This window comes from Abyssisolibacter sp. ZYX002 (assembly GCF_056892235.1).
Genome location: NZ_JARMXH010000002.1, coordinates 111441 through 132730 on the forward strand (window position 1 = coordinate 111441; position 21290 = coordinate 132730).

General features: G+C 30.3%; 21 protein-coding genes. 1 reads left to right on the forward strand and 20 read right to left on the reverse strand.

Going from position 1 to position 21290, the window contains the following annotated elements:
* Position 1: 1 nt before the first annotated feature.
* From P3X86_RS06515 to glnA, 13 genes are all read right to left on the reverse strand, one after another.
* The gene (locus tag P3X86_RS06515; RefSeq protein WP_483291851.1) at positions 2–2119 is read right to left on the reverse strand and encodes a ribonucleoside triphosphate reductase; all 2118 of its coding nucleotides are present in this window, start codon (positions 2117–2119) and stop codon (positions 2–4) included.
* A 450-nt stretch (positions 2120–2569) separates the two neighbouring features.
* Positions 2570–2932, reverse strand: a complete 363-nt coding sequence (locus tag P3X86_RS06520) for a hypothetical protein (protein ID WP_483291852.1) — start codon at positions 2930–2932, stop codon at positions 2570–2572.
* A gap of 94 nt (positions 2933–3026) precedes the next feature.
* Entirely contained in the window at positions 3027–4763 is a 1737-nt protein-coding gene (locus tag P3X86_RS06525; RefSeq protein WP_483291853.1) for an ABC transporter ATP-binding protein, read from the reverse strand.
* A 614-nt stretch (positions 4764–5377) separates the two neighbouring features.
* Complete coding sequence (locus P3X86_RS06530; protein ID WP_483291854.1) at positions 5378–6136, reverse strand: ABC transporter permease; 759 nt, start codon at positions 6134–6136, stop codon at positions 5378–5380.
* Between the two features lie 3 nt (positions 6137–6139).
* Positions 6140–7081 (reverse strand): ABC transporter ATP-binding protein, encoded by a 942-nt coding sequence (locus P3X86_RS06535; RefSeq protein WP_483291855.1) that lies wholly within the window; start codon positions 7079–7081, stop codon positions 6140–6142.
* Between the two features lies 1 nt (position 7082).
* Complete coding sequence (locus P3X86_RS06540; RefSeq protein WP_483291856.1) at positions 7083–7541, reverse strand: GyrI-like domain-containing protein; 459 nt, start codon at positions 7539–7541, stop codon at positions 7083–7085.
* Positions 7538–8404, reverse strand: coding sequence for an AraC family transcriptional regulator (locus P3X86_RS06545; protein WP_483291857.1), 867 nt, complete (start codon positions 8402–8404; stop codon positions 7538–7540). Before P3X86_RS06545 ends, P3X86_RS06540 begins: the two co-directional genes overlap by 4 nt.
* Before the next feature lie 177 nt (positions 8405–8581).
* Positions 8582–8776, reverse strand: coding sequence for a DUF5320 domain-containing protein (locus P3X86_RS06550; RefSeq protein ID WP_483291858.1), 195 nt, complete (start codon positions 8774–8776; stop codon positions 8582–8584).
* 241 nt (positions 8777–9017) lie between these two features.
* Complete coding sequence (locus P3X86_RS06555) at positions 9018–9659, reverse strand: hypothetical protein (protein ID WP_483291859.1); 642 nt, start codon at positions 9657–9659, stop codon at positions 9018–9020.
* 191 nt (positions 9660–9850) lie between these two features.
* Positions 9851–10324, reverse strand: coding sequence for a DUF134 domain-containing protein (locus tag P3X86_RS06560; RefSeq protein ID WP_483291860.1), 474 nt, complete (start codon positions 10322–10324; stop codon positions 9851–9853).
* A 24-nt stretch (positions 10325–10348) separates the two neighbouring features.
* Positions 10349–10924 (reverse strand): ANTAR domain-containing response regulator, encoded by a 576-nt coding sequence (locus P3X86_RS06565; RefSeq protein WP_483291861.1) that lies wholly within the window; start codon positions 10922–10924, stop codon positions 10349–10351.
* A 185-nt stretch (positions 10925–11109) separates the two neighbouring features.
* Entirely contained in the window at positions 11110–11520 is a 411-nt protein-coding gene (locus P3X86_RS06570; protein ID WP_483291862.1) for a hypothetical protein, read from the reverse strand.
* A 218-nt stretch (positions 11521–11738) separates the two neighbouring features.
* Positions 11739–13073, reverse strand: coding sequence for a type I glutamate--ammonia ligase (glnA, locus tag P3X86_RS06575; RefSeq protein ID WP_483291863.1), 1335 nt, complete (start codon positions 13071–13073; stop codon positions 11739–11741).
* 250 nt (positions 13074–13323) lie between these two features.
* Here glnA and P3X86_RS06580 point away from each other — a divergent pair, with 250 nt between their 5' ends.
* Complete coding sequence (locus P3X86_RS06580; protein ID WP_483291864.1) at positions 13324–13926, forward strand: superoxide dismutase; 603 nt, start codon at positions 13324–13326, stop codon at positions 13924–13926.
* A 299-nt stretch (positions 13927–14225) separates the two neighbouring features.
* Here the strand turns inward: P3X86_RS06580 and P3X86_RS06585 are convergent, their stop codons facing one another.
* The 7 genes from P3X86_RS06585 to P3X86_RS06615 form a co-directional block, all read right to left on the reverse strand.
* Positions 14226–15491, reverse strand: coding sequence for a S8 family serine peptidase (locus tag P3X86_RS06585; protein ID WP_483291865.1), 1266 nt, complete (start codon positions 15489–15491; stop codon positions 14226–14228).
* A 227-nt stretch (positions 15492–15718) separates the two neighbouring features.
* Positions 15719–16351, reverse strand: coding sequence for a cyclodeaminase/cyclohydrolase family protein (locus tag P3X86_RS06590; RefSeq protein WP_483291866.1), 633 nt, complete (start codon positions 16349–16351; stop codon positions 15719–15721).
* 19 nt (positions 16352–16370) lie between these two features.
* Positions 16371–18047: a formate--tetrahydrofolate ligase gene (locus P3X86_RS06595; RefSeq protein ID WP_483291867.1), complete on the reverse strand. Its 1677-nt coding sequence runs from the start codon at positions 18045–18047 to the stop codon at positions 16371–16373.
* Positions 18048–18413: 366 nt separating this feature from the next.
* A complete protein-coding gene (locus P3X86_RS06600) occupies positions 18414–18977 on the reverse strand; it encodes a 5-formyltetrahydrofolate cyclo-ligase (protein ID WP_483291868.1) in 564 nt (187 codons plus the stop codon).
* A gap of 185 nt (positions 18978–19162) precedes the next feature.
* Positions 19163–20671, reverse strand: a complete 1509-nt coding sequence (locus P3X86_RS06605) for an IS1096 element passenger TnpR family protein (RefSeq protein WP_483291869.1) — start codon at positions 20669–20671, stop codon at positions 19163–19165.
* A 301-nt stretch (positions 20672–20972) separates the two neighbouring features.
* On the reverse strand, positions 20973–21101 hold the full coding sequence (locus tag P3X86_RS06610) for a hypothetical protein (protein WP_483291870.1): 129 nt from the start codon (positions 21099–21101) through the stop codon (positions 20973–20975).
* A gap of 26 nt (positions 21102–21127) precedes the next feature.
* Complete coding sequence (locus P3X86_RS06615; RefSeq protein ID WP_483291871.1) at positions 21128–21262, reverse strand: hypothetical protein; 135 nt, start codon at positions 21260–21262, stop codon at positions 21128–21130.
* Positions 21263–21290 lie beyond the last annotated feature (28 nt).

The window sequence follows — 21290 nt, forward strand, 5'->3', positions numbered from 1 at the left end:
ACTATGCCAGTGCTCTTTCTTTTTCTCTTTTATTTAAACTAACTTTAGCATCAAATTCAACTCTGTCGATAAATTCTTCTTTCTTGCCTTTGTTCCATGATTGAACTGGTCTATGGAAACCAACTACTCGTGTCCATACTTCTGTATTCTTGCCACATTTTGGACATATCGATTGATTACCACTTAGATATCCATGCTCATTACAAATACTATATGTCGGTGTTATCGTCAAATACGGAATACGACTATTTTCAAAGCATCTTTGTATTAATAGCTTAACTGTCTGTTTACTACTGATTTCTTCTCCCATAAAACCATGAAACACTGTTCCTCCTGTATAAAGTGTCTGAAGATTTTCTTGTAGTTCTATCGCTTCAAAGATATCTTTTGTATGTCCTACTGGCAATTGAGTTGAGTTTGTATAATAAGGCTCTTTATCTCCTTGTGTAATGATTTTTGGATACATTCTCTTATCCATTCTAGCAAATCTATAAGCCGCTCCTTCTGCTGGAGAAGCCTCTAAATTCCAAAGACTGCCTGTTTCTTCTTGGAATATTTGAATGACTCTATTCATAAATTTCATTATTTCAATCGCAAACTCTTGCCCTTCCTCGGATGTTATATCTTCATCTAATAGGTTCAAACATGCTTCATTCATACCATTTAGACCTATTGTACTAAAGTGGTTTTTGTAATATCCGCCTTGTGAATCTTTAACTCCTTGTAAGTAAAACCTTGAGTATGGATATAATCCTGAATCCATGTATTTTTCTAGTGTAACTCGTTTCAATTCACAAATCTGCTTTGCTTTCTCCATCAAATTTCTTACTCTACGTTTAAATTCTTCTATAGAGTTGGAAAGGTAGCCTATTCTACCCATATTTAGCGTTACAACATTAATTGACCCTGTGAGAGGATTAGCTCCAAATAACCCTCCTCCTCTTCTTCTTAACTCTCTATTATCTAAACGAAGCCTACAACACATGCTTCTTACATCTTCTGGATCTAACTCGCTATTTACAAAATTGGCAAAATACGGTGTCCCAAACTTTCTAGTCATCTCCATAATATGGTTTGATATTTCGGAATCCCAAGGAAAATCTTTAGTGATGTTTATTGTAGGTATTGGGAAACTAAAGCTTCTACCTGCACCATCACCTTCCATCATTACTTGACAAAATGCTTTATTAAACATATCCATTTGTTCCCCGAAATCCCCATATACCTTATCCATTTTCTTTCCGCCTATTGTAACTGGTTGCTTCTTAAGCATAGGATGACATACAATATCTAACGTTACATTTGTAAATGGCGTCTGAAATCCAACTCTAGTTGGTACATTTAAATTATATATAAAGCTTTCTACTGATTTTTTTACATCCTCGTAGCTTAAATTATCATAATATATAAATGGAGCTACATATGTATCTAATGAACTTACTGCTTGTGCTCCTGCCGATTCTCCTTGTAGGGTATAAAGCCAATTTACTATTTGCCCTAAAAATGCTCTTAGATGCTTTGGTGGCTTGGATTGTAGTTTGCCTTTAGCTCCTTTAAATCCGTTGTTTAATATTGATTCTAAATCCCATCCACAACAATAAGGTGCTAGTAATCCTAAGTCATGTATATGAAGATCTCCATTAATATGAGCATCTCTTAATTCTTTTGTATAAATTTTGTTTAACCAATATTTCTGAGTAATCGAATCAACTATATGATTGTTTAATCCTTGTAAGCTAAACCCCATATTCGCATTTTCGTTTATTCTCCAATCATCATATGATACATACTCATCAATCATAATTTCTGCATCCATAAATAAGTTCTTGTTTTCTCTTATTTCGTCATGTTTTCTTCTATATATTATATAAGCTTTAGCAGTTTTAGCATGCCCTTCTTCTATTAGTACCTTTTCTACTATATCTTGTATATCTTCAACTGATGGTACTCCTACTCCAAATGCTTCGTCAAGTATATTTTTCACCATATCAGTTAATCTTTTAGCTTCTTCTTTATCGTTTCCACCAACTGATTTTGCTGCTGAAAAAATTGCATTTCTAATCTTATCTAAGTTAAAGTCTACAATATCACCATTTCTTTTCTGGACTCTTGTTATCATTCATACAACCCCTTTATATTGTGGTTTTCCTTCGCAAAATACATATATATTGTATAGCACCCCTTTTATTTTGTAAATAAGCAATATTTTTTGCACCGTGCAAATATTTGATTACATTAATTATTTTACTTGTTATAGATGCCCTTTGACGACTCATTGTATAATTATGGTAAACTAATTTTTGATTCCAAAGGACTATTTTATTCGATTTTTTTTTGTAAATTAATGTATTTATGCTGAAAAATTTTTATCTAATTAATAATGAGGATGTTATATTAAGTATTATAAAATTATATTATAATAAGTGGTGTTTTTTTAAATATGTTAACCGTATCAATAAATTACTATATTGTGTTATTTAAATATTTACATTTTCTTAACATTTTAGCAAATATAAAAAAGATTGCATATGAATTAATGCAATCTTTTTTCATAAATTATGTTTACAATCTAATACATAAATCCTCCGAAAGGATTATGATATCCACCAAACATATTAGGTCTTCTTCTATACAACAATTCTCCAATCAGTATGATAGATATTATATCTTTAAGTAATTTTTTTCTTCCATAATATGGGCGGTTCTGAGCATATTTTGTTCTTACTACACTCCTTTGTTCTCTAAGGTCTTTATTAATCTCAGGGTACTCTCTAATGACTTCATTATATATTTCATCTATCATAACCTCTACCAAGTCTTCTTCTGGCATCTGATTTAACATATCATATGATGATGAATATCTCATAATACACTGTACTACATTTGGATGTATTCTATAGTATATCTCAGGATATTGCATATTGTAATCCACTTATCACACCTCACTTATAAAATATTTATACAATATCATTCTATGTAAAATATTCGATTGTGTGATATGTGATTACTGAAGTATATGTTTTTACTTAAGCTATCTCGTCTGGTATATATCCTTTAAATTGTAGATTGTATAAGTTCTCATACAATCCTTTGTTTTGTACTAGTTCTTCATGGTTACCAGATTCTACAATACCTTCATTAGTTATTACAACTATCTCATCCGCATTTTTTATTGTAGATAATCTATGTGCTATCACTAGCGTTGTTCTTCCTTTTGCTAGCTTTTCTAATGCATTTTGAATCTTAATCTCTGTTTCATTGTCTAATGCCGAAGTGGCTTCATCCAATATTAATATAGGTGGATTCTTTAAAAATACTCTGGCTATAGATATTCTTTGTTTCTGTCCTCCTGATAGCCTTATACCTTTTTCTCCTATATACGTATCATAGCCATTTGGCAATGAACTAATATAATCATGTATATCTGCTTTCTTAGCAGCTTCTAATATTTCATCATCTGTTGCATATGGTTTTCCATATAGTATATTTTCTCTTATCGTGCCTGAAAACAAAAACACATCTTGTTGTACTAGTCCAATATTACTTCTTAAAACCTTTAAGTCGATATCTTTTATATCCACTCCATCTAAGCTAATTTTACCTTCACTAACATCATAAAATCTAGGTATAAGATGACACATTGTAGATTTTCCACCACCCGACGGCCCTACTAACGCTAAAGTTTTTCCACTCTTTATATCAAGGTTTATATTAGCTAATATTGATTCATTGTCATTATAGGAAAATTTAATATTTTCAAATTTGATATCACCTTTAACATTTTCTAACACCACCGGATTATCAGAGTTCTTTATTTCTGGTTTCAAATTTATAACCTCATAAAATCTTTCAAATCCTGCCATCCCTGCTTCATATTGCTGTGTGAACTGTGTCAACTTCTTAATTGGTTGTAGGAAAAATTGAATATATAATAAGAATGCTACTAAGTCACCATAATTCATTTTATTATAATATATCAAGGTTCCTCCAAGTCCAATAACTATGATTCTAAACAAGCTCATAAAAAAGTTCATTCCAGACGTCAATTCTGCCATATATTTAAAAGCTTCTTCTCTAGATTCTTTAAACTCATAATTGCCTTTGTCAAATTTATCTAACTCATGCTCTTCGTTTGTATATGATTTTGCAACTCTTATACCTGAAATACTATTTTCAATATTTGAGTTTACTATTGCAACTCGTTTTTTAACATTTTTAAAGGCTTTTGACATTTTGCTCCTTCTACTAATAGTAAACCACAGCATTATAGGTACAAATACATATACTGCTAATGTAAGTTGCCACTGTATTGTAATTAATACGCAAAATGAACCTACTAGCAATAATGCTGATAAAAATAAGTCTTCTGGTCCGTGATGTGCTAATTCAGATACTTCTCTTAAATCATTTACTAGTCTAGACATTATATGACCTGTTCTGGTATTATCAAAATAGCTAAATGATAATGTTTGTATGTGAGAAAATAAATCTCTTCTCATATCAAATTCCATTCTAATACCAACAACATGTCCCCAATAATCAATTACGTAAGTAAATATGGCTTTGAGTACGTATAATACAAGTAGTACAGCCACTGAGATATAGACAGCTCTAAGTTTTCCACTTGGTATGTAGTCATTTAAAATATTTCTTGATATTATTGGGAAAAACAAGTCAATAACTGCTATTAACGTTGCCGCTGTCATATCTATTGCAAACAACCTTAAATGAGGTTTGTAATAAGATATAAATTTTTTAATCATAGAAACCCTCCAATCCTAACTAAGTTTACTCATAAACAAAAAACATATACATATCACTTATATTAGGCAATCAGTGAAACTTCGTATTTTATTTTATAAAGGGTTAATTGTTCTGATAGATTGATAATTGCTTTGGAATTGACTGTGATATGTTATATAATTACGTGATTTAATCATTATATAGAATGATATATATTTTGTCAATTAATTTTAACATAAATATTATAATATTTTTATCATATGCTATAATTCTTTATAAATATAATTGCATCATATATCACACAGACACCTCAAAGGAATTTGATTGAATTGTTTATATATAATCTGAAATGTTATATACAATCAATATTTCTAAAAGAAAAGAAAGAGATATCTCTAAGATATCCCTTAGACTGTAGACAAAAGCCCAATTTCTGCGTTGTTGTTAAAATTTCTGTTGCTCACTTACCTCTAAGTAAGCTCTGCTACTCAATTTTAACACGCCTTGAAATTGAACTCTTATTACAGTCTGCTATTTAGATGACTTTGTCGTCAACCTAAGGGATATCTGTAAGATATTCCTTAAATTTTCTTAAATAATACTTCTAGTATTGATGTCATTAGAATACGACTACTTAGTTAACTGTTAATTTCTTAAGTCTATAAATAGCTAATGAAAAACTACCCAAACTAAGAATTGCAAATAACCCTATTACAATTAATATATTATAGTAATCTATCTGATTGTCTAAAATCAGACCTCTTAGAGCATTTATTACGTATGTAAACGGATTCATCATTACTATAATTTTGAATTTACCTGATATGTTGTTCATAGGAAATAGAGATGAACTAGTGAAAAAAACTGAAAGCACTATAATATTCATAATAGTCTCGTATATAGCTTCGTTAGGCAAATAAAGACTTATAGCATACGATATCCCCGACATAAAAAGTGCCGCAAGTAAAACAATAGGTACAATAAATAACATCCCCATAAATCCTGATGAAATTTTTACTGACATCAACATTGCTAATAATAACATGATGGTTATTTCAATAAATGAGAGTAGTACTGACTCAAGCATTTGTCCTAAAACTATAGATCTTCGATTCACAGGCGCAATTAATATCCTATAAAAGCTTCCTTTTGACTTCATAATAAAGTTCAAATATCCACCACTACTACAACAAGCTAATATTACCAACACCATTATACCTGGAAGAATAAAAGAAGTATAGTTAACTCCTAAATTAGTCTGCATCGATTGCTTCGCTACCATGCTATATAATACTAACCATATAAGAGGCTGCACGACCGTAATGAAAATGGAAATAGGATTTTGAAAACGCCATTTGGTGTTTCTCCATAGTATACTTATCGTTGTTTCCATCTGTTACCTCCTTTCCCCATCTGTAAATTTTAAGAATACATCATTCAAATCAGGTCTTTTTATCTCTATCGATTCAAAGCAAATATTATTTTGTAATAACCATTGGTTTATACTTTTAAATAAACTTCTATCCTTTGTAATATCCACTAGCACTGAGTTTTCGCTAATACTAGGTGCTAAAGATATTTGCATGTTTGAAAGCTTACTCTTACAACATTTTGCCTGTTTTACATTAGAAAAGCCTATTTTTAATACATCTTGTTTAGTGAATTGTCGTAAATCTAAAGGTGCCGCCCTTACTATTTCTTTACCTTCCTTTATAATACAAATAGTGTCACTTAGCTGATCAGCTTCTTCTAAATAATGTGTAGTCATAAAAACAGTTGTTTTAAATTCATCCCGAATCTTTTCTACAGTTTCCCACATTGCCTTCCTAGAACTAATATCCATACCCACTGTTGGCTCATCTAAGAATAATATTTGAGGATGTGAAACCATATTCATAGCTATATCTAATCGTCTTTTGACACCACCTGAATATACAGCCACTGGATATTTTAAGTACTTTGATAATCCAAAACTCTCAATTAAATTATCAATCCTCTTTTTTGCCTTAGATTTATTTATTTTATATAGACTACTTTGAAATATCATGTTTTCCATAAGTGATAAATGCTCATCAATGGATACATTTTGTGCAACACACGCTATATTAGCTCTTATCCATGCTGGTTCTTCAGATAAATTTTTACCTAGCACTATAACTGACCCTGCTGTTGGAGCATAATAAGTGGTTAATATATTAATTAAAGTTGATTTACCTGCACCATTTGCCCCTAATAATGAAAATATTTCACCACGTTTAACTTTTAAGCTTAATTCATCTAAAGCTCTCACTCCATTTTTGTATTGTTTAACTAGTTTATTTACTTCAATTGCATACATTCTACTCTACCTCTTTTATAGGAAATTGAATTTCAGTAATATACTTACTAGGATTTCCTTTCAATATCATACCTGGTCCCTTTATATAAACCTCTCTAAATGGAAATCCTATATTAAGATTGTTTTCCTTTGCATATTTCTCGATTTTTTCGTATGAAGTATACAAAGTTTCATATGATCCAACATGTGTAATGCAAACAGCTTTTATACTTGGTATATCTTTTACAAAAACACCTTCTCTTATTGGTTTTTGGTCAGTAGGAACACATAACTCCATATCCCCTATCTTGGTCTCCTTATTCATTTTATAAAAACAACAAAAAGGTGCGCCATTTGCTTTTCCTTTTATTGCTTTAAATACATTTGGAAAAACATTATTTACTTTTGTTGAGATCCCTTTATATTTCGTATATGCTACTCGAATAGACTCTATGTTTTTAATTTCTATTTGGCAATTCATATATTATTCACCTCTTTTTTTATTGCAATCCAAACTTGGACTTGCCCTCTTTTTGATTTATTTTTAATTGGATACACCTCTATATCAGGTAAACCTGCGTATTCATAGTCCGAGAAAGGTAACCACTGGGTTAAAAATCGCTTAAATATATTTTGAACTGATTCTTTAAACAATCCATCATTCTCAAAAACTACCCATGTAGCTGATGCTATTTCTAACTCCACCATTCCTTGTGGCACTAGCTTATCGCTTTGAACTGCAATGTAATAATAAATGTTATTCTGATTTTCATATACCGTAATTCCAAAGACAGCATTTGCATCATTGTTTCTCAACTCACATATTTCCTCAAACCTATTATTGTTTAAAACTTCATCCCATAGCATAGGTACAATCTTTTGGTTTTGCTTCATATCATTTTGTAGCTGGACTCTAACCCCAACAACTCTCATTGCTTTCTTTGTTTCAATCATGTATTTCATGTTTTCATCCCCTGTAATAGTAACAGAAAAACTTATTGGCAAATAAGCATTTAGTAATGTTCCTTGCAATCGAGCAACGGATGGGGAGATTCCATGAACACTTTGAAATGCCCGATTAAATGATGTAGGTGATTCATAGCCATACTTTAACCCAATATCCATGACCTTCATATCGCTACTTTGTAAATCAAAAGCTGCTGAGGTCATTCTTCTACGGCGTATATACTCTGATAAAGTAACTCCTGTTACATAGGAAAACATCCTTTGAAAATAATAAGTAGAACAACACGCGATTTTTGCTGCTTCATCATAGGAAATTTCATTTTCTAAATTATCCTCTACATAGTCAATTGCCTTACTTAATCTCTTTAGCCATTCCATTCATACACCTCCTATCTGAGTTAAGTTTATCATAATAAAAATTATATATCCTTTCTTTTATTGTCCTGTTATGTAAACATATCAAATATGTACTTATGCTTACAACAGTTCTAAGCCATTATTATAATTAAATAAAAAAAGAACAAGTAACTCCATCGTCACTTGTTCTTGTCAATGCTATGTGTCTTGTTGGTTATTTCTATCCATAAAAAATCTTCTTGGTCTTCCCTTACCACATCTAGCTCCTCTTTTTCTACCACCTGCAAAGCCTCTTAGTTCTCTTACATTATTCTCTTCAGTACTACACGCTCCAAATCCTCTTCCTGTCATTTTTCCTTCTCCATAAGGCCCTGTTCCATCTCTTCCTGGCATAGTATCACCTCTTTTTTTATTATTAGCATATGCTCATTTATATTATATCCAAGTTTCGGGCATATGTCAATAATTTTTTGTATCAAAAGTTTCCACTGTTTTTTTTACACTTTACAATACAATATTTTGTAGTATATTGTATACAATTATTTTTATTTTATCTTCTTTAACATCGATTACTGCAAATTATAATCATTATCCTATATTCTTTGTACGTCATCTTGATACTCTTGTTATAAAGTTACTCAGTATATTTAAAATGTTTACTATCCCAATAATAATTTTTAGTAATATACTTCCCTTTTTCTCTACTATATACATCAACCAAAAAATCGTTTTTATTTATTCTTGTTAAATTAATCGAGTAACGCTCTGAGTCAGACGTTGAAAAAAAAGAGTTATTTTCAACAGGTATTAAAACAATTTTATTATCTATTATTGTAAATAATCTATACTCATATGTACCACAGCTGTTGAAGTATTGCCCAAGTGTAAAATCAACATGATTATCATTATTATAGTCATTTAATTTTAAAGTGAAAAAATCATTAAAGGATAAAGTTTGCTCTGAAAAAAAGCTATTCAAACTACTTTTAAATAATATATTCTCTTTATTATCAGTTATTATTATATCAAAGTTACCAGTACAATTTCGTCCATAATATCCAATTGATGCAGTGTCTGACCAATCTTCATAATATCTTCCTGCCTTTAATTTTATGAAAACTAGTGTATCTTGATTGATATTGGTTTTGGAAATGGTAATAGGTGAATCCAATTTTATATCTGACATAACGTTTGCATTTGACTGCTTATTTGAACAACTACATATAAAAACAGAAAAAAATAAGATATAAAATATTTTATAATATTTAATCTTCATAATACTATTCCAACCTTCCTAACATTTTTCTTCTCATATTATTTTTTTTGAATTTTTTGCAATAAAACTCATAATGGTGTACCCTCCTATTTGATATTTTTTATTTATATCACTTTAGAAGCTTACACCATTTATTTTATTGCATAGTTTTTATATACAACCATCTTTATTTTAAGATACCTAAAATCCTATCACTCTTCGTTTTTGCCATGTCTATTTTGACATCTCTTTCTACAAAAACTATGCTTTTCTTTATATTTGCAATTTATTTGACTTGAACCGCACTCTGGACAATTATTACTTTCTATATCATTAAGATCTTCTACTCTTATCTCCCATGTATGGTCACACTCTTGGCATTTTATCGTGCATATGTTTTGCGTATAGTTTCCGCCCTTAATCAATATTGCTTTACCATTTATTAAACTATCTGCAACCTTTCTCTTTGCCTCTGCATAAATTCTTTGAAAAGTTTGTCTTGAGACATTCATTCTTTTGGCACATGCTTCTTGATCCAACCCTTCATAATCTTTCAGTCTTATTGACTCATACTCTTCAATCTTGAGTATATTCTCTTCCAAATCGTATATGGGTATATTAATGGGTTTAAAGTAATTGTATTTTGGCATTGATTCTATAGTTCTCCATTTAATCGGTCTGGGCATTATTAAACCTCCTCAAAATGTATTCTATTTTTTTTGATTCTTTTTTATTATATTAAGTGCTAGTTTATCCATACTCATACACATATCCATACTTTGCTTTCTCATGTATTTAAAGGCTTCATCCTCTGTCATATTAAATTTATTCATTATTATTGCCTTTGCAATGTCAATTTTTTTTCTAGCTTGAATTGTATTCTCTAATTTTTCAACCTTTTGATTTAGTCTGCTCATTTTATCTGAGTTCATTATTACAAATTCTATGATATGGCTGACCTGATAGGGATTGATCGGTTTACTTAGATACGCAAATACCTTATAATTCTCTAGTTTTTCTAAAAAAAACTTATCTCTCTTATCTGTCATGAATAGTACTGTCGATATATTGTCTCCTTCTATTATCTGAGCAACATCAAATGCATTAAGTCCACATATATTTACATCTATTATAACTAAATTAGGCATAATAGCTCTTGTAAGTCTTAACACTCCTGCTCCATCACTAGATTCGTATACTTTATATCTGTTTTTATTTAGTAGTTGCACTAAAGACAATCTATTCTTCTTATCGCTGTCTCCAACTACAATTGTGTAGTCTTTCAATATATAACCACCTTTGTAAGCTGTATATAATATAAAAACAAAGTCTATGTATATTTAAATATGTTTTGACTTTGTTATTATATTCAATATTAATAAGTATATTCTTATTATACTATTTTGAGCTTCTTATTACAATATACTCTCTTTTTTATTAAACTGAAATTATCCATAGAAAAAAATTCATGTTAAACACTATAATGTATTGTTGCATGCCCTACTACATCTGCTTTATCTGCTTTTATCATTATTTTTAACTTTGTTTTACTTGATTTATTCGTCTGCAATACACCCTTCACTTTTTGACCAACTTTAATTTTTTTGTATTCTCCACCTCCGCCACCACTTGAATAAATTGTAATATCATAGTTTGCATTTGGATCATTTACTACGAATTCATAATTAACAGAAATTCCTGCACCAAATGGCTCTGCTTCAACATCATATACCCCTTTTTTGTCTAGGTTAAATGAAATATCTTTTGTTCCTGACATCAAACTTCTTCTTCTACCTCTTCTTCTCCCAAATAACCCGTCTAAGTTTTCATTGTTAATATTACTTATTAAAAACTTGAATAATTGTTCAATATAATCTTTCATATACTTCCCCCTAATGGCTTTTTTGTTATTAATATATTTTATTTTGCCATAAGGAGGAATATAACTATTGTTTTAAAGGCCACTACAATTACAAATAACTGCGCTATTAAAATATACACGACTAATTACGTACATTAGTACGCTCAAACCGTGTATATTTCAATGCTTAGTACTTTAACTTATTCTAAAATATCTTTAGGATTAATAAAATTAACTTGCTAGAATTTCTTTAAATATCTCTCTAGTTCCCACTTAGAAACAAATTGCGAATACTCTGCCCATTCGTATTTTGCTAAATCTATGAATTTTTTATAAATATGTCTACCCAGAGCTTCTTTGATAACTTCGTCTTTCCTTAGGAATCTAACTGCTTCATATAAGTTAACTGGTAAGCTATCTATACCATTCTCTTGTCTCTCCCCTTTATCCATATGATATACATTACTGTTTACTGGAGCTGGTGGAGTAAGTTCGTTATTTATACCGTCTAATCCTGCTTTTAGTACTACTGCTAATGCTAAGTATGGATTAGCTGAAGGATCTGGATTTCTAAGTTCTATTCTTGTTGATTGACCTTTTTTAGCTGGTACTCTAACTAGTGGACTTCTATTACTAGCTGACCATGCTATATGAACTGGTGCTTCATATCCCGGTACTAATCTCTTATATGAATTTATTGTTGGGTTAGTGATTGATGCTATTGCTTTAGCATGCTTTAAAACACCTGCCAAGTAATGGTATGCGTCTTTTGATAACCCTAATTCGTTATCCTTATCATAGAACGCATTTTTACCGTCTAACTGTGCAAGTGACATATTTATATGCATCCCTGAACCTGCTATACCATGAACTGGTTTAGGCATAAATGTAGCGTGTAATCCATGTCTTTGTGCTATTATTCTAACTACCATTTTAAATGTCATTATATTATCTGCTGCTCTTAGTGCATTGTCATATTTAAAATCTATTTCGTGCTGTCCTGGTGCACATTCATGATGCGATGCCTCTATTTCAAATCCCATTTCTTTTAGTGTAAGTATCATATCTTTTCTAGCATTTCCACCTAAATCTACTGGTGCTAAATCAAAATATGCTGCATTATCATGTGTTTCTAAAGAAGGCATTCCTTTTTCATCTGTATGGAATAAGAAAAATTCACACTCTGGTCCAACATTCATTTCATAACCAAGTTCTTCTGCTTCCTTTAGTACTCTTTTAAGTGTATTTCTAGGACATCCTTCAAATGGAGTTCCATCTGTATTGTATACATCACAAATCAATCTAGCCTCTCTTGCATGCGTTGACCAAGGAAATACTACAAATGTAGTTGGATCAGGTCTAAGATACATATCTGATTCTTCTATTCGAACAAAACCATCTATTGACGATCCATCAAACATAATCTCATTGTCTAGAGCTTTTTCTAACTGTTCTATAGTTATCGATATGTTCTTCATTACCCCTGATATGTCCGTGAACTGTAAATGTATAAACTCAATATCAAACTCTTTTGCTTTTTGTAAAACCATTTCTTTGTCATAATTTCTATTCATGATTTACCTCCTAAAAAATAATAAAAAAAGTCCATAATAAATGGGTATACCAATTCCCACTATTATGGACGCCTTTGCCCTAAAATTTAATTATAGTGTTATTATAATATGTCTTCTAAAATTAATCAATAAAATTTTTAACTTTTTTTATTTTAGTCTTAAATGTGGGATATACATAACTTTAATTGCATAATATAGTATTGATTAGTTTTAATAGATTTACTCAAATTACCTGAAAGGATGAAAATTTATGTATACTATTCAACCTATATCTTTTGATTTTAAAACTGTACAAGGTTTTACTTTAAATCAATTAGATCAGCATTACAAATTGTACTTAGGCTATGTACACAAAATCAATATTATTTGGAGTATTTTATCTAAGAATAGTAACTTTTCCAATTCAAATAGCACTTATTCAGATATGCGAAGTTTAAAGCTCGGAGAAAGCTATTCGCTAAATGGTGTAAAGTTACATGAACTTTACTTTTCTAATATGACTGGTTTGAATACTGAGCCTTATGGCGATGCTTTATCATTTATTGTTAGAGACTTTAAAACACTTGATAATTTTTATACTAGGCTAACTGATGTAGCTCTCTCGGTTAGAGGCTGGGCTGTTGTCGCAGTTGATTCTATGGACAAAAGAATACATATATTTGGCTGTGATTCACATGATGTAGGATCTATTTGGAACGCTTATCCTCTATTAGTTTTAGATGTTTATGAACACGCTTATATGATCGACTTTGGTATAGACAGAAAAACATACATAAAAAATTTCATTGAAAATATAGATTGGAGAGTTGTAAACAATAGGCTGAACATGATGAGGTTAAATAGACTGGTATAGTAGTTCTAGATATCTCCATGCTTTGAGAGGTAAAAAGAATCCGTTCTCCATAGATTACATATTGGTAAAGAATATCCTAATTTCCTATGGACTTTTTATAGACTTAAAAATATTCTATTTAGCAAAAATTACTAGAAAATCAAAACATGTGTCTCAGTAGTAAATTAGAGGAGCTATTTCTTCAACACTTTTACTTAAATATTAGAAACAGCTTCTCTACTGCACTGCAAAAATTATCTTTGATTTCTTACCAATGCACAATTGTTTACAATGAAAACATTTCACACACTCCGACGCAATTATTTTGAACCATTACTTTTGTTCTGCTCTATTATTCCCATCAATTTTGTTGGATTAACTATTTTTCCAAGTTTGCCACTTTCGCTATTGTTGTCAGTTATTGTATCCCCTGTACTAAGTGCTACTTTCCAGAAAGTTTCTGGTGTAATATCAGGGTCAACTTGACACGCTAGTGCATATAGTCCTGCAACATATGGTGTTGACCAGCTTTCACCACCATTTCTATTGAACATATAATCATAATCGCCTGAATTACTAGCAAAACATCTAGAATCCATTGGAACTAATAAATCTTTATTTTCATAATAGCCATTCCAGTACTCACCTTTTGAATACGCTTTAATGTCATCTGCATTTTTTAAAGGATTACGTCCAAGTCCTCTAAATGGAGCACTGCCTACATATATAGTATAAATTCCTTCCAGCTTTGCCTTTTCAATTGATTTAAGTGCTTTTTCATAACATTTCATATTTTCATTTATTCCTAAAGAAATTGATATTACTCTTATTTTTTCTTCTTTAGATAAAGTCTTATTGATTTCTACGATACGATCTATTGATTTTGCTATCCAAGTAAGATCATATTCAATCTCCCCTTCTTCATTTCTTTCTGCTGTGTCTTCAGCAATGTAATATAAATTTGCCTCAGGTGCTACTCCAACATTCTTGCCTACTGCTATAGATGCTACTGCTGGACCATGTATACCAACTAGACCTCCACACCAATGAATCTCTTCATACAATTTTAACTGGTCCTTGTATTCTATATGGTCAACTAACAAGCTCTGATCGAGAATTGCGATACCTATCCCTTTCCCTGTGATTCCTTTTTTATGAAGTTCTCTTATCTCTAGGCCAGGGTTTTTACCTAATTCCATTATTAACTTAGGATCAAACTCTTCTGGTAATTTATCTGGCCATTGGGTTCTGCTATTAAAATCAGCATAGATTAAATTTTCAAGTTCATCCTTTAAATTTAAATTAGTAAGATTTCTACTTCTTAAATCTACTTGCCAACTTTCTTTCAAATCTGGATTATATTTTGGCAATTCAGTCATATATGCATATTTATGACCACTATAATGATGTGCTTTAGGTTTTCTCACAATATTCAATTCACCTTTTTTCGAAAGTATAGTTTCGTAATTAAGTCCTGATGACTGTTCTTGTATCTGCTTTGATGACTCTCTGTCTACCATCTTTGGTGAATTACATCCAGTTAACAACATACACGTAGTTACAAATAAACACAAAATTCTCTTCATCCCATTTTCCCCCTATTATTTTTTTGCCATTTGGATAAGTTTTAATGAGTTTTGCAGGCGATCTTTGATACCTTTAACAGTATACAATATTGCTATAAAATAACAGCAAAGAAAATATAAAGATTTTCTAAATATTTCCCTGTATTTTGTTTAGATTTGTATTTCCACATAATTTTAACTCATATAAAAAAGAACTATGCAAGCATAGTCCCTTCTAAATCTTTTCTTTATTTATTTAAAACCTCTTCAACTTTCTTATAAACTTCATCTGCGATTCTCACGCCTTCTGTTACAAGCCTAGTCGTCTCTTTTCTAACTTTATCAACATATTCTTCATCTGTTATTGAGTTTATATTTATTGTTACGTTTAATTGCCCACTTATTATTGCAGCTCTTAGACATTGCACACCTACTCCTACATCACTTATGGCTAGTCTTGATCCTTTATCTACTAGCCTTTCATGTAGTTTTATCGCTTTATATGATGTCTCTACTATTTTTATAGGTACACTGCATGCACTTTTTAATGCACTTTGCAACACAGCATTTTTATGTTCTTTTTCTTCTGGTGTATTTGCTTTTATACCATAAGCCTTTGATAGTGGTAAAAAGTTAACTGCATCTTCATCTATCATATTAAGCAGTTCTTTCTCTATATCTCTAGCTTCTTTAAGTATTGTTTTTATTTCTTCTTCATACTCAGCGTACTTCTTTTTTCCTATTGTTAGATTACATACCATACTACTAAGTGCTGTACCTATAGCACCTACTAATGCGGCAGCTCCTCCACCTCCTGGAACAGCTGATTTGCCACTGAGTTCTCTAACGAATTCTTCGCAGCTCATTTTAGCAAAATCCAATAAACACACCTCCTAATAGTTAGAATAGTCCTGTTATTACACCATTCTCATCTACATCAATCTTCTCAGCAGATGGTACTTTTGGAAGTCCCGGCATTTTCATTATTGATCCTGTTAATGCTACTATAAATCCAGCTCCTGCTGATATTGTAACATCTCTAACTGTTACGTTAAATCCTGTAGGTCTCCCTAACTTTTTAGGATCATCTGTTAATGAATATTGGTTCTTAGCAATACACACTGGTACATTAGTAAATCCTAAGTTTTCTAATTCTTTGATCTTTTTAGTCGCTGCTGCTGTAAAATCAACATCGTCTGCACCATATACTTTTTGGGCTATGCTTTTTATTTTGTCCTTAATAGGTATGTCTAGTTCATACGCATATGTGAAATCACTATCTCCCTCTTCTATTAGTCTAAGCACCTCTTTAGCTACTGCTTGACCACCTTCTGAGCCTTTAGCCCATACTTCTGATAATGCAACATTTACACCTAGCTCTTTACATTTATCTTCTACTAATTTTAATTCTGCATCTGTGTCTAATGGGAATCTATTTATAGCAACTACAGCTGGTAATTTAAATACCTTTGTTATATTCTCTACGTGCTTCAATAGGTTCGGTAGACCTTTTTCTAATGCTTCTAAATTCTCTTCATTTAAATCAGTTTTTGCTACTCCACCGTTATATTTTAATGCTCTAACTGTAGCAACTATTATTACTGCGTCTGGCTTTATATCCGCCATTCTACATTTTATATCTAAGAATTTCTCAGCACCTAAGTCAGCACCAAATCCTGCTTCTGTAACTACATAATCAGCGAAATGCATTGCCATTTTTGTAGCTATTACCGAATTACAACCATGTGCTATATTCGCAAACGGTCCACCATGAACAAACGCAGGTGTGCTTTCCAATGTCTGCACTAAATTAGGTTTTAGAGCATCTTTTAATAGTGCTGCTACTGCTCCATGTGCATTTAAATCCTTTGCTGTTATAGGTTTTCCTTCTCTTGTATATGCAACTATTATCTTAGATATCTTTTCTTTTAAATCTGCAATGTCATTTGATAAACAAAACGCTGCCATTATCTCTGATGCAACTGTTATATCAAACCCATCCTCTCTTGGCATACCATTAGCTTTTCCACCTAATCCATCTGTAATAAATCTTAATTGTCTGTCATTCATATCTACTGCTCTTCTCCAAGTAATTCTTCTTGGATCAATATTTAAGCTATTTCCTTGGTATATATGATTATCAATCATAGCAGCTAGTAAATTGTTTGCTGCTGACATTGCATGAATATCCCCTGTAAAATGTAGGTTAATGTCTTCCATTGGAACAACCTGAGCATATCCTCCACCTGCAGCTCCTCCTTTAATACCAAAAACCGGTCCTAAGGATGGCTCTCTTAATGCTACTATTGTAGATTTTCCTAAGCTTGATAAAGCATCAGCAACTCCTATCGTTGTTGTTGTCTTACCTTCTCCTGCTGGAGTTGGGTTTATAGCTGTTGTTAAAATCAATTTTGCTTTCTTTCCATTACCTTTTTTTAGTAAGTTATAATCAACCTTTGCTTTATATTTACCATATAGATCAATATTATCCTCAGTTAAACCTACTTTTTTAGCAATTTCTCTGATGTCGTGCATTTTTGCTTCTTGAGCAATTTCAATATCTGATTTAAAGCCCATCAATTACCCTCCTCAAGTTTTTTATATAATTAACCTCCACTTATTATCGGAGATTATTAACACATTTTAGTACTTTTATTACTAATTATAACTAATATATATTGATATTCCAAGGTTTATTTTGATTTTATTAAATGTAAATACTTCATAGACAATTCTATCATGTCTACTTACAATATGCACTGGGAAATATCACTCCTTGTCATTAGCAAAAAAATACTGGAGTAGCATGATTCAGCTATTTCCAGCTATTAAAGGTGTATTGATGTGTATATACTTCTTAAATATTTCGAAAATGTTAATTTTTAAAATCAAAATATTAGTGAAACTTTGATTAATATTTTTCATTATTTGACTAAAATAATGTTATATTATTGTTACTTTCTTCTTTTCTGTTACTATGTTGTTCATAGGTATATCAAATTTATCTTTCTGAACTTCTTTTATCAATTGATAGTCATGACATAGTGCTATTGTAGTTACTTTAGAATGGCTACTTAAAAACCTATCGTAATAACCTCCTCCAAATCCTATCCTGTTACCTTTTATATCAAATGCAACACCTGGAACTATAACTACATCGATATCATATGTAATATCATCTATTAGTTCCTCTTTAGGTTGTAAAAAACCTAGAGGACTTCTTTCTAAGTCATTTCTGCTAGTTATCTTACATGGCACCATTTTATTATTTTCTTCTATACAATATGGCACTACTACATTTTTACCATTCTCTAAGCACCAATCCAATAATTCAAAAGTATCTACTTCGTTGCCAAAACTAAGGTAAAGCATTATTGTCTTACTAGATTTTATTATATCCATATTTATAAGTGTGTTTTTAATCTTATCGCTGTTGCACTTTACTTGTTGATATGCCATACTTCTTCTCATTTTTAGCATGTCTTTTCTTGTTTGGTTTTTGTCCATGGTTTTCACCTCAGTTATACTGGATTCTGTATGCAAACATCTATAAAATGTTAGCTATTTATTATAAAGTATATATGTATTGACTAAATTCATAATACTTTTAATTGTTTGTTAATATTATAACATATTATTTCAATATAACAAAGCAATTTATAACAACACATGTATGCACTCTTTTTTCCAATTTATTTGCATACTGGATATTGCTCATCATAATCCATATCTTTTATTTCTGTGAATTGTATATCAAATACTTGCTCTTCTTCAAAATCATAAGTATAAACAAACTCCTGATACAATGTCAAATCAAGTTCATTGATTATGCCATCAGTTGTGCTATTGTATCCACTTTCATATATAGGAGTAGTATATTCTACTTCATTATCTTCATCTTTATTTAATACAAATGAATATGTTCCTGTATTCTCTAAATAAAAATTCTCATATATACATTCATGCAAATCTTCTAATGACTGTGTTCCCATTATTTCTACTTTTAATATTTCTTCTTCATTTTTTATTAAAAAACAATATATTTTTTCTTCTATACTATCCTTTTCTGGTTCTTGTAAATGCATCATATCGCTACTATCTTTTCTTAATTCGTTGTTTTTTCTATTAATATCTATTATTTTATCATGTATTTCATGATAATCATCTGTATTATCTAACATTAAAAACAAGTCACCTTTATGCGTTGTTCGATATTGTCTCATTACCTCTTTGCCTAGTTCACTTAGATTGTAATAATGAGGTACTTTGTATAAAATATCAGCTTTACTATTTTCTTCGTTAAGTTCTGCATAATATAATTTAATATTTTTATTAAAGTCATATTCATTAATGTATAATGGACATATTATCTGTAGATAACATCCGAATACACATGTAAAATATTTATCAAAGACTCTATCAAATAAATCTCTACTATTTATTATCTCTCTACTAATTTTATATTCTTGCACTAGTCTATGAAATATATCAGTATCATTTATATCATGTGGTTCAAATTTAAAATCATTATTACAATATTTTTCATTCAAATACTTAACTTTCAGCTCTTGAACATCTTTATTATTGTCAAGTATTGATATCATATAATCTTCCGTATACATATCAGTATCTAAAAGTTCGTTTAATTTATTTCTACTTATAATTATAGCCTGTGAAAGCACAGCTTCAAGCTGCTGTCCTTTACTCATTCTAGCAAATCCTTGTATTTTTGTTATTTTATTTGCTAATAAATTTATGTACCTGTAATAATCACTATCTTCATAGCTTATATCAGCCATTATTTTCTCTATATTATTTATATTTTTATCTTTTTCTCTCATTATATATAGTAAATCCTCTACTACTGGATGCTCATGTATACTGTAGAGCTTACAATCCTCAGTAAAACTTACTTCATTATTATAATCTATTCTAGTTTTTAGAGTCACAAAGATTTCTTTATCAAATCCTTGTTCTTTTTTTAGACTTCCTTTTATATAATTTGCAGGTGAATACCCTAATCCACCATATAGTGTCGAGTAATACCATACTCTATAACTCGAGTTAAAAGCATTGTTTAAAATATATTTATTATCGTATTTTAGTTTATGTAGCTCATATTGTAGATTATCTTTGTACAACGAAATAATATCTTCTATATTTTTCTGCTTATGAAGTCCATTGCCTATGCTCTCAGACATAATAATTCTCCTTTTTACTAGTAATTATTTTACTTAATCTACAATTTCGATATAAATAATAAAAAACCTCCATTTTGAATGAAATTTTTAAGGGGATGTCTCTAGAGACATCCCCAAGGGGTGTTTTGGAATTTAAAAACAAATTATTTATTATTAAACTTATAGTGAAATGACACTAAGATTGCTGGTTAGTTATGTGTCCACTGTGTATATCAATATTCCTTTTAATATTTTTTCGCTTTCTATACATTTTTTAACAATTTTAATCATTGTAATCAACCTCCAGTATTATTTGTATTTATTATAGCTGTAATATCATTTCTTTTACTATGTCTTTTCTTTTTACTTGCTTATATTCTGAATTATAAAAAACTCGAACATCTTCTTTTCTTGTTGTTATCTTATCTATTAACCTTTTTAGCTTTTTCATATTATCATCCCTTTTCATTGTTATAATTACCCTATAGAACTATTTGTTTTTATAATATTATCTACAATTTGGCTTCTTATCGATTGTCCTGATCTATAGTATCTATGAATATCTTCTTTTTTAACTTTTAATTTACTTATAATCTTTTTTAATTTTGTCATGTTACCATCCCTTGTCATTTTATATTTG

Coding starts and splice junctions, on each gene's coding strand:
- P3X86_RS06545 (WP_483291857.1), bottom strand. CDS start 8,404: ATGGAATGGCTAAAGAGATTAAGTAAGGCAATTGACTATGTAGAGGAT.
- P3X86_RS06615 (WP_483291871.1), bottom strand. CDS start 21,262: ATGACAAAATTAAAAAAGATTATAAGTAAATTAAAAGTTAAAAAAGAA.
- P3X86_RS06585 (WP_483291865.1), bottom strand. CDS start 15,491: ATGAAGAGAATTTTGTGTTTATTTGTAACTACGTGTATGTTGTTAACT.
- P3X86_RS06515 (WP_483291851.1), bottom strand. CDS start 2,119: ATGATAACAAGAGTCCAGAAAAGAAATGGTGATATTGTAGACTTTAAC.
- P3X86_RS06610 (WP_483291870.1), bottom strand. CDS start 21,101: ATGAAAAAGCTAAAAAGGTTAATAGATAAGATAACAACAAGAAAAGAA.
- P3X86_RS06580 (WP_483291864.1), top strand. CDS start 13,324: ATGTATACTATTCAACCTATATCTTTTGATTTTAAAACTGTACAAGGT.
- P3X86_RS06605 (WP_483291869.1), bottom strand. CDS start 20,671: ATGTCTGAGAGCATAGGCAATGGACTTCATAAGCAGAAAAATATAGAA.
- P3X86_RS06570 (WP_483291862.1), bottom strand. CDS start 11,520: ATGAAAGATTATATTGAACAATTATTCAAGTTTTTAATAAGTAATATT.
- P3X86_RS06525 (WP_483291853.1), bottom strand. CDS start 4,763: ATGATTAAAAAATTTATATCTTATTACAAACCTCATTTAAGGTTGTTT.
- P3X86_RS06555 (WP_483291859.1), bottom strand. CDS start 9,659: ATGAAGATTAAATATTATAAAATATTTTATATCTTATTTTTTTCTGTT.
- P3X86_RS06550 (WP_483291858.1), bottom strand. CDS start 8,776: ATGCCAGGAAGAGATGGAACAGGGCCTTATGGAGAAGGAAAAATGACA.
- P3X86_RS06560 (WP_483291860.1), bottom strand. CDS start 10,324: ATGCCCAGACCGATTAAATGGAGAACTATAGAATCAATGCCAAAATAC.
- P3X86_RS06595 (WP_483291867.1), bottom strand. CDS start 18,047: ATGGGCTTTAAATCAGATATTGAAATTGCTCAAGAAGCAAAAATGCAC.
- P3X86_RS06530 (WP_483291854.1), bottom strand. CDS start 6,136: ATGGAAACAACGATAAGTATACTATGGAGAAACACCAAATGGCGTTTT.
- P3X86_RS06535 (WP_483291855.1), bottom strand. CDS start 7,081: ATGTATGCAATTGAAGTAAATAAACTAGTTAAACAATACAAAAATGGA.
- glnA (WP_483291863.1), bottom strand. CDS start 13,073: ATGAATAGAAATTATGACAAAGAAATGGTTTTACAAAAAGCAAAAGAG.
- P3X86_RS06540 (WP_483291856.1), bottom strand. CDS start 7,541: ATGAATTGCCAAATAGAAATTAAAAACATAGAGTCTATTCGAGTAGCA.
- P3X86_RS06600 (WP_483291868.1), bottom strand. CDS start 18,977: ATGGACAAAAACCAAACAAGAAAAGACATGCTAAAAATGAGAAGAAGT.